The sequence below is a fragment of the Streptomyces sp. NPDC058632 genome, assembly GCF_042717095.1.
Classification (GTDB): Bacteria; Actinomycetota; Actinomycetes; order Streptomycetales; family Streptomycetaceae; genus Streptomyces.
The window spans coordinates 55846-65466 of sequence record NZ_JBHXQZ010000012.1; the positions used below are offsets into that span (position 1 = coordinate 55846).

Below are 9621 nucleotides of genomic sequence, written 5' to 3' on the forward strand. Positions count from 1 at the left end.
GCGGCGCTCCCGCCGTTCGGGGACCTGGTCCCCCCCGGCCGGTCTTTGCCTCAACCTCCCGCGTCGCGCCCTCGCACCGCGCCCCCCCCCCCCACGACTCTCTATGTCCGGCTCGGCGGCAGTTCACCGGTGGGCTGCGCCCGCCCGGTGTGAGCTGGGCCGCCCACGCCCCTACCGGTGCAGCGCCGGCTCCCGCTGGATGTCCCGCACGTCCAGCCTGCGGTCGAACGTCGCCAGCGGCTTCGCCTCGGCCGGGTTCTCCTCGACCGCGCTCGGGGCGACGCCCGCCCAGTCGAGGATGCGGGCCGTGGCGAGCGCCCTCTCCTCGTCGGCCAGACCGGCCACGTTGGCACCGTGGTTCATGCCCGGGGCGGTCATGACGTACGAGTCGCGCGCGCCCTTGCCCACACGGAACCGCTCGGCGCCCCACGGGTCGTTCTCGCCGTAGACGAAGAGCATCTGCCGGGCGTTGTGCCGCACCCAGGTGTCGACGTCCCGCATGGCCCGGTGGTCGAACGTCATCGGGATCGAGCGGGGCACGAAGTCGCGCGGCGGCTGGTAGCCGTAGCGGACGTACTTCTTCTCGATGTGCGGGAAGTGGATCGTCGGCGCACCGAGCTGCGTACCGGCCTGGTAGTAGTACGGCGTGTACGGGGACAGGCCCTGGTCCGTGTAGAACGAGAAGCCGGAGATCGTGTCGACCGAGGTCCAGATCTCGTCGTCGGTGGCGTTCTCGGCGTCCGCCGGGATCTGCGCGCAGTCCGCCACGGTGCTGTACTGCCAGAAGCCCCACACGTAGTCGAGGACGACCGCCTCGTACGCCTTGTCCAGGCTGCCGACGATGTCGAAGGTGTAGCCGTTCTCGGCGACGAGGGCCTCGTACTTCTCGCTCAGCGCCTCGCGGCGCACCAGTGCCTCGCGCTGCACGCCGTTCAGGCGGGTGCGGCACTCCTCGGTGCCGACCTTCCGGAAGAAGCGGTCGTAGGCGGAGTCCTCCTTGTTCACCACGTCGTTGGGGGCGACGTAGGCGACGACACCGTCCATGTCACGCGGGTAGAAGCGCTCGTAGTACGTGGCGGTCATGCCGCCCTTGGAGCCGCCGGTGGAGATCCAGTTCTTCGAGTAGATCCCCTTCAGCGCCCGGTGGACGCGGTGCTGGTCGCTGGCGGCCTGCCAGATGTCCAGCTTGGACCAGTCGGCCGGGTCCGGGCGGGACGGGGTGAAGAAGCGGTACTCCATGGAGACCTGGTTGCCGTCCACGATCTGGGTCGGCTCGCTGCGGCGGGGCGTCGTCGAGACGTTGTAGCCGCCGGTGAAGAAGACGGTCGGCCGCGCGACGTCCTTGTGCAGCACGGTGATCCGCTGCTGGAAGGTGCCCTTGGAGGGCCTGCGGTGATCGACCGGCTGGGTGTAGTTCAGGACGAAGAAGCGGTAGCCGGTGTACGGCTTCTCCTCGACCAGGCTCATGCCCGGGACGGAGAGCAGTCTCTCCTTGATGTCGGTGCCGGCGGTGACGTCGGTCTCGGCGGCGGTGGCCGCACTCGCCGCGCCCACCGTGCCGATCAGCATCGTGAGCGTCAGCAGCCATCTGAGCGCCTTGCGCATGCACACTCCCCTGTCGAACAGATGTGGCCGGAAGCTAGCCGACCAACTCGCCCGAGCACCAGGGGACATGGGGATAACCCTCTACGCAGAGAGGGGCAAAGGCCTTACAGCGGACGGAAATCGCACGGACCCGCATCGCGACTCGGGCTCGACGGACCCGCATCGCGGCTCGGGCTCGGGCGCGCGCTCAGCACAGGATCCAGCCGGAGCTGACCGATCCGCCGGCCACCCTGCCCTTCACCCAGACGCAGCGGCGCCCGGCGTGCACGGTGACCGGGCCGGCGTGCCGCTTGTAGTGGCCCTCGTCGACCACCGGACGGCCGCCGCGCGCCCGGATGCTCACCGACATCTTCCGCTTGGTGCCGGGCTTCCTGGCGAGGGTGACGGCGCAGAGGTAGCCGCCGCGCTTGTAGACGACGACCGAGCCGGTGGAGAACGGCAGGGTGCGCATCTTGCGTCCGGGGCAGTGCGCCGCGGCCTGTGCGTCGCCCGGCGCGGCGACCACCAGCAGCCCCGCCGCGGTCAGCACCGCCAGGCCGAGCGCGAGCCGCCGGTGTATCGCTCCACTTCCCACTGCCGTTCCTCCCCGTACCGAACCGCGCCGTACACAAGCCCGCGCCGAAGCCCGCACCGCCTCTGCCACGACCGACGGCGTACGGGTGTACGGACGCACGGCGTACGCCGGATGGTTGCCCGCCCGTCTTCCCGCCCCGCGGACGCCCCCGCACGCCGTCACGCACGCCCCGGCGGGTTCACCGCCCCGCGCCGACCGGCTCCTCCGGTTCGGCCTGCCCGACGAAGGTCCGCCACAGCGCGGCGTACTTCCCGTCGCGGGCCAGCAGTTCGTCGTGCGTGCCGTCCTCGGCGACCCGGCCGTGGTCCACGACGACGACCCGGTCGGCGCGGGCCGCGGTGGTCAGCCGGTGCGCGACCACCAGCGTCGTACGCCGTCCCGCCAGCCGGTCCGTCGCCCGGTTGACCTGGGCCTCGGTGGCCAGGTCGAGCGCGGCCGTGGCCTCGTCGAGCAACAGGACGTCGGGGTCGACGAGTTCGGCGCGGGCCAGCGCGATCAGCTGGCGCTGGCCGGCGGAGAGGTTCCGGCCGCGCTCGGCGACCTCGTGCAGGTAGCCGCCCTCCAGCGTGGCGATCATCTCGTGCGCCCCGACCGCGCGGGCCGCCGCCTCGACCTCGGCGTCGGTGGCGTCCGGGCGGCCGTAGGCGATGGCGTCGCGGATCGTGCCCGGGAAGAGGTAGGCCTCCTGCGGGACCACGCCGAGCCGGTGCCGGTACGCGGTGATGTCGAGGTCCCTGAGGTCGGTGCCGTCGACGGTGACCCTGCCCCCGGTCGGGTCGTAGAACCGGGCCACCAGCTTGACCAGGGTGGACTTCCCGGCACCGGTCTCGCCGACGAACGCGACGGTCTGCCCGGCGGGGATGTCCAGGTCGATGCCGCTGAGCGCCTCCTCCTCGTCCCCGTAGGCGAAGCGCACGTCCTCGAAGGCGACCCGGCCGCGCAGGGAGGGCACGCCGAGGGGCTTCGCGGCGTCCCGGGTGGACGTCGGCTCCCGCAGCAGTTCCTGGATGCGGCCCAGGGAGACGGACGCCTGCTGGTAGCCGTCGAAGACCTGGGAGAGCTGCTGCACCGGGGCGAAGAACAGGTCGATGTAGAGCAGGTACGCGACCAGCGCGCCCGTCGTCAGCGTTCCGTTGTCGACCCTGATCCCGCCCACGACGAGGACCGCCGCCGCGGCCGACGACGCCAGGAACTGCACGAACGGGAAGTACACCGAGATCAGCCACTGGCCCCGGATACGGGCGGCCCGGTAGCCGTCGCTGCGCTCGGCGAAGCGCCGGTTGCCCTCCCGCTCGCGCCCGAAGGCCTGCACGATCCGCAGCCCGGACACCGATTCCTGGAGGTCGGCGTTGACCACCGACACCCGCTCCCGGGCCAGCTCGTACGCCTTCACGCTGGCCCGGCGGAAGAAGTACGTGGCGATGATCAGCGGGGGCAGCGTGGTGAAGACGACCAGGGCGAGCTGGACGTCGATCACCAGCAGGGCGGCCATGATGCCGAAGAAGGTGACCACCGAGACGAAGGCGGTGACCAGACCCGTCTGCAGGAACGTCGACAGCGCGTCGACGTCGGTGGTCATCCGGGTCATGATCCGGCCGGTCAGCTCGCGCTCGTAGTAGTCGAGGCCGAGCCGCTGGAGCTGGGCGAAGATCTTCAGCCGCAGCGAGTACAGCACGCGTTCGCCGGTGCGTCCGGTCATCCGGATCTCGCCGGTCTGCGCCGCCCACTGGACCGCCACCACGAGCAGGCCGAGCAGGGCCGCCGCCCAGACCGCGCCGAGGGCTGCCTGGGTGACGCCGTCGTCGATGCCGTGCCGGATGAGCACCGGCAGCAGCAGGCCCGCGCCGGCGTCCACGGCGACGAGGCCGAGGCTGATGAGCAGGGGCGTGCGGAAGCCGCGCAGGAGGCGGCGCAGTCCGTAGGACTCCTCCGGCTGCACGGCCCGGCGCTCGTCGACGTCGGGGACGTCGTCCGCCGGGGGCAGCGCCGCGACCTGGGCGAGCAGTTCGGGGGTGGCCGGGCTGCCGGCCAGGGCGGTGTCCTTGGGTTCGCGGTCACCGGTCCACAGGCGGGGGGTGACCCCGCGTTCGGCGTCGAACTCGGCGTCCAGCTCCGCGCGGACCGTGGTGTCGGCGGTGTCGTCCGCGTCGTACTTCTGGAGAGCGGCTCGCGGGGTGTGGCCCGGGGAGACGCCGCCCAGCTCGTCGGGGTCGGTGAGCAGCCGGCGGTAGAGGGCGGAGCGCCGCTGGAGCTCGTCGTGGGTGCCGAGGTCGGCGAGCCGGCCGCCGTCGAGGACGGCGATGCGGTCGGCGAGGTTCAGGGTGGAGCGGCGGTGCGCGATCAGCAGGGTGGTGCGGCCGCGCATGACCTCGGCCAGCGCCTCGTGGATCTCGTGCTCGACGCGGGCGTCCACGGCGGAGGTGGCGTCGTCGAGCACCAGCAGGCGCGGGTCGGTGAGGAGGGCGCGGGCGAGCGCGACGCGCTGGCGCTGGCCGCCGGAGAGGGTCAGTCCGTGCTCGCCGACGGTGGTGTCGTAGCCGTCGGGCAGCTCCGTGATGAACCGGTCGGCCTGGGCGGCGCGGGCGGCGGCCACGATCTGTTCCCCGGTCGCGTCCGGGCGGCCGTACGCGATGTTGGCCCGCACGGTGTCGGAGAAGAGGAAGGAGTCCTCCGGGACCAGCCCGATCGCGGCCCGCAGCGACTCGCTGGTCAGCTCGCGCACGTCGTGCCCGCCGACGAGGACGGCACCGCCGGTGACGTCGTAGAAGCGCGGCAGGAGCAGCGAGACGGTGGATTTCCCGGAGCCGGAGGCGCCGACGACGGCGAGGGTCTCGCCGGGCCGGATCTCGAAGGACAGGCCGCTGAGGACCGGGCGGGCGGGGTCGTAGCCGAAGGAGACGTCGTCGAACTCGACGGTCGCGGGGGCGTCCGCGGGGAGCTCCTTGGTGCCGTCGGCGAGGGACGGCTCGGTGTCGATCAGTTCCAGGACGCGCTCGGTGGCGGCCCGCGCCTGCTGTCCGACGGTCAGCACGACGGCGAGCATCCTGACCGGGCCGACCAGTTGGGCGAGGTAGGTGGAGAAGGCGACGAATGTGCCCAGGGTGATGTTGCCGCGCACGGCGAGCCAGCCGCCGAGCGCGAGCATCGCCACCTGTCCGAGGGCCGGGACGGCCTGGAGGGCCGGGGTGTACCGGGAGTTCAGCTTGACGGTGCGCAGCCGCCCCGCGAACAGCCGGCGGCCGACCTCGCGGAGCTTGCCCGTCTCCTGTTCCTCCTGCCCGAAGCCCTTCACCACGCGGACGCCGCTGACCGCGCCGTCGACCACGCCGGCGACGGCGGCCGCCTGGGCCTGCGCGTACCAGGTGGACGGGTGCAGCCGGGTGCGGCTGCTCCTGGCGATCCACCACAGGGCGGGGGCGACGGCGAGGGCGACGGCCGTGAGCGGCAGTGACAGCGACGCCATGATCCCGAGCGAGATCAGGAACAGCAGGATGTTGCCGATGGTCATCGGCAGCATGAAGAGCAGGCCCTGGATCAGCTGGAGGTCGCTGGTGGCCCGCCCGACGACCTGCCCGGTGGACAGCTCGTCCTGACGGCGGCCGTCGAGCCGGGTGATCGTCCCGTACATGTCGGTCCGCAGGTCGTGCTGGACGTGCAGGGCGAGCCGCCCGCCGTAGTAGCGGCGGACGTACGTGAGGGCGTAGACGACGACCGCGGCACCGATCAGTGCGCCCGCCCAGGGGGCCATGGCGCGGGTGTGGTCGCCGATCACGTCGTCGATGACCACCTTGGTGAACAGCGGGACCAGCGCCATCACGGCCATGCCGCCGAGGGACGAGCCCAGGGCCAGCACGACGTCCCCCGGATGACGCCACGCGTACGTGCCCAGTCGTCGTGCCCATCCCTGCTGCGGTGCCACGCGGGTGCCCTCCGGTCGTACTGATCCGACTCGTCCTGATCTACCGGAAGACACCAACGCCCACCGCACCGGATTTCATCCCTCCGCCGGCCGCCTCCGGCGGGACGGCCGGGCCGGGCGGACCGGCGGCCCCGGTTCGCCCGGCCGCCTCGGACCCCGTCGCCCCCGGGACCGTCGCGCCCGGGACCGTCGCCCCCGGGCCGGCTGCCCCGGAGCGGGGCGCTCCTTCCGAAGGACGTCACGCAATCGACACGTCCCATACATTCCCTTGCCTTCATGTCCATGTCACGATGCGAGCGCCCTCACTCAACCCGCGTAGATCGGACGCCCCCACATGCTCGCGATACGCATGCGCACCCGGCGCCACAAGGCGGTGGCCTTCGCCACGGCCGCCGCGCTCACCGCCCTGGCCGTCCCCGCCCTGACCGCGACCCCCGCCACGGCCACGACCACGTCCTACGACTCGACGTACTACAAGAACGCGGTCGGCAAGTCGGGCACCGGCCTCAAGTCCTCGCTGCACACGATCATCAGCAGCCAGACGAAGCTGTCCTACTCGGGTGTCTGGAACGCGCTGAAGGCCACCGACCAGGACCCCCGCAACAGCAACAACGTGGTCCTGCTGTACTCGGGCCTCTCCCGCAGCAAGTCCCTCAACGGCGGGAACACCGGCGACTGGAACCGTGAGCACGTGTGGGCCAAGTCCCACGGCGACTTCGGCACCTCCACCGGCCCCGGCACCGACATCCACCACCTGCGCCCGACGGACGTCCGGGTCAACAGCATCCGCGGCAACAAGGACTTCGACAACGGCGGCAGCGCCGTCTCCGGCGGCGGCGGCAGCCTCACCGACTCCGACTCCTTCGAACCCCGCGACGCCGTCAAGGGCGACGTGGCCCGCATGATCTTCTACATGGCGGTCCGCTACGAGGGCGGCGACGGCTGGGCCGACCTGGAGGTCAACGGCAACGTCAACAACGGCAGCAACCCGTACATGGGCAGGCTCTCCGTACTGAAGGCGTGGAACGAGCAGGACCCGCCGGACGCCTTCGAGGAACGCCGCAACCAGGTCATCTACGACTCCTACCAGCACAACCGCAACCCGTTCATCGACCACCCGGAGTGGGTCGAGGCGATCTGGTAGGGCCCCGCGACGCCCGTGGTGCCCGGCGATACCCCCCGGGCACCACGGCACCACCCCGGCAGCCCCGCCCGCCTGCCCGGACGCCCGCCCGCCCGGACGAAGCCCTACCCGTCGACCTCGTACCGTCCGACCTCGAGGAAGTGCCGCAGCGCCTCCGGGGTGCGTTCGTCCAGAGCCGCTTCCGCCGCTGCACGCAGGGCGTCACTGATACCGGGGTCGGCGAGGATCCGGAAGACGGCAACACGGTCGTCCTCGAACTGGGCAACGCTCTGCCGCTCAGGGAATCACTGGCTCTGCTCAGGGCAACAGCAAGGGACTACGAACATCATGGCTGACCGAGCGATACCGAACGCAGGGGCGCTGAGGGGCTGGCGGAAGTCCTCTCACAGCGACGACCAGGGCGGCAGCTGCCTGGAGGTCCTGGACAACTACCTCACGGGCGTCCCCGTCCGTGACTCCAAGGCCCCCGAGGGGCCCGCACCGGTCTTCCCGTCGGCCGGGTGGGCGTCGTTCGTTGCAGGGGTCAAGAACGGACACCTTTTTATCTGACTACTCCTCGGTCACCTTGCCCTCGGTGAGAACGAAGACCTGACGCTTGCGCTGCCCGCCCCGCCGGGCCGGGCGCTCCCACGAGTCCCTGCCCCTCTGCGCCCGCCCCATCAGTCGCGCCCCGCCCCGTCCGCTCGCTCGCCCGCCCCGTCGTGCGCGCCGGCCTCACGCGCCACCAGCAGCCGCCGCGCGATCTGCCCCTCCAGGAGAGCCGGAACCCCGCCGAAGGCCCCCGCGAGATAGGACCGCGTGAGGTCCTCGTCCTCGCCCGGCTCCGCATCGGTGAGCGGATACAGCCCGGTCGCCCCGTCCTTGTCCTTCTCCGTCAGCCACACCTGCGCCGGGTCGAGGAGCCGCTCGCCGCTCGGGGTGGTGAGCACCGTCGCGTCGTGCGACGTGAAGACCAGCTGGGCGCCCCTGGGGTTCGCGTACGGGTCGTGGAAGAGCCGGACGACCTCGGCCGCGAAGCGGGAGTGCAGGCTGGCGTCGAGTTCGTCGACGAGGAGGACCGCGCCTTCGTCGAGGGCGAGGAGCAGCGGGCCCAGGAGGGCGAACCAGGACCGGGTGCCGTAGGACTCCTCCTGCCAGTCGAAGGACACGTCCCCGGCAGCCGAGTGGTGCGTCAGCTTCACCGTGTCCTGGCCCGGGCCGTCCTGGACGACCGTCGCTCCGGTGATGCCGAGGTCGGCGACCCTCAAAAGCTCCTGGATCCTGGTGGCCCTCGGACCGGACAGTTCCTTCGTGGTGTACCGCGCGCGCTCGTCCCGCTCGACCTCCGGGCTGATCATCCAGAAGTTGCGGCGGAACCAGTGGAACAGCGGGGAGAGCTGCGGGTGGTTGTCCGTGCCGGCCGTGGAGAGCAGCAGTGCGTTCGGCCGCGTACGCCGTACGAGCTGGGCCCGGTCCCTGACCCGTCCGCCGGGCCACTTGAAGACGTCCGGCCGGGAGGCGTCGCGGTCGAGCCATTCCTGACGGCGACCGCGCGGGTAGCTGTGCAGCCATTCGGACTCGACACGGGTGGCTCCGAGCTCGAAGCCGTACGTCCAGCGGACCCCGTCGATGACGACATCGACCTCGAAGAAGGAGGGTTCGCTCTCGCTCTTGGGGTCCAGGGAGAAGACCTGACGCGGTATGCCGTCGTAGGAGGCCCAGTGAGCTTAGGAGTTGAGGACCGCGTTGCGCATGTCGGTCATCGCGGTCAGCACGTTGGACTTGCCGGAGGCGTTGGCCCCGAAGATGCCGATCAGCGGGAGCACGGAGAGGGATCCGCCGCCCGCGAGGTCCACCGGGTTCGCCGATGCGTCCTGTCCGGCACCGGGCGCGACGAAGGACAGCTCCTGCTCGTCTCGCAGGGACCGTACGTTCGCGACGCGAAATCTCAGTAGCAAGCCGCCCTCCTCTCCGTGGTGCAGGGTAGTCGCCGCGCAGGACGACGGCCCGGCCGGGAAGCCCGCGACCTCACGGAACATACCGTTGGCGGGATCGCTTCCGCAGCCGATCGAGTGATCGACATCGTGCGCACGCCGCTCCCCCGGAGCGGGGAGAGCGGTCCGGAGGCCAGGCGCCGGTGTCACGAGCCCTGCGCTCCCCGCGCGCGCGGGGGCGGTGCTCGGCGGGGAGTACGCCGTCGAGCCTCGGGTTCGCCCCATCAGGTGGTGTGGGCCACAGGCCCGGTAGATCGCTCGTGGCCCGCTGGAAGCATGGGAGTGCCCCGGCCGATCCGCCGGGGCACTCCGCCAAACGAACACCTGACTGGTGAAATACGGGATAACCCCGTGCTCGTCCCGCCCCCCCCCCCGCACCCACACCCCCCGCCCACTGCCGGGCCCG

5 protein-coding genes and 2 pseudogenes are annotated in these 9621 nt (G+C 71.5%); 2 read left to right on the top strand and 5 right to left on the bottom strand.

The window, feature by feature from the left end; translation table 11 throughout:
• Positions 1–171: 171 nt before the first annotated feature.
• From ACFWVE_RS07330 to ACFWVE_RS07340, 3 genes are all read right to left on the bottom strand, one after another.
• Entirely contained in the window at positions 172–1605 is a 1434-nt protein-coding gene (locus ACFWVE_RS07330) for a S28 family serine protease (protein WP_384009141.1), read from the bottom strand.
• Positions 1606–1792: 187 nt separating this feature from the next.
• Positions 1793–2179: a hypothetical protein gene (locus ACFWVE_RS07335; protein ID WP_384009143.1), complete on the bottom strand. Its 387-nt coding sequence runs from the start codon at positions 2177–2179 to the stop codon at positions 1793–1795.
• A 178-nt stretch (positions 2180–2357) separates the two neighbouring features.
• Positions 2358–6098, bottom strand: coding sequence for an ABC transporter ATP-binding protein (locus ACFWVE_RS07340; RefSeq protein WP_384009146.1), 3741 nt, complete (start codon positions 6096–6098; stop codon positions 2358–2360).
• A 334-nt stretch (positions 6099–6432) separates the two neighbouring features.
• On the opposite strand from ACFWVE_RS07340, the gene ACFWVE_RS07345 reads away from it, so the two are divergent.
• On the top strand, positions 6433–7242 hold the full coding sequence (locus ACFWVE_RS07345; protein WP_384009147.1) for an endonuclease I family protein: 810 nt from the start codon (positions 6433–6435) through the stop codon (positions 7240–7242).
• A gap of 104 nt (positions 7243–7346) precedes the next feature.
• Here ACFWVE_RS07345 and ACFWVE_RS07350 read toward each other — a convergent pair.
• Positions 7347–7508: pseudogene (locus ACFWVE_RS07350) on the bottom strand (hypothetical protein); the annotation flags it as partial.
• 61 nt (positions 7509–7569) lie between these two features.
• Between ACFWVE_RS07350 and ACFWVE_RS07355 the strand changes: the two are divergent.
• On the top strand, positions 7570–7791 hold the full coding sequence (locus tag ACFWVE_RS07355) for a DUF397 domain-containing protein (protein WP_384009149.1): 222 nt from the start codon (positions 7570–7572) through the stop codon (positions 7789–7791).
• 110 nt (positions 7792–7901) lie between these two features.
• Here ACFWVE_RS07355 and ACFWVE_RS07360 read toward each other — a convergent pair.
• Positions 7902–9179: pseudogene (locus ACFWVE_RS07360) on the bottom strand (ATP/GTP-binding protein).
• Between the last annotated feature and the right edge of the window lie 442 nt (positions 9180–9621).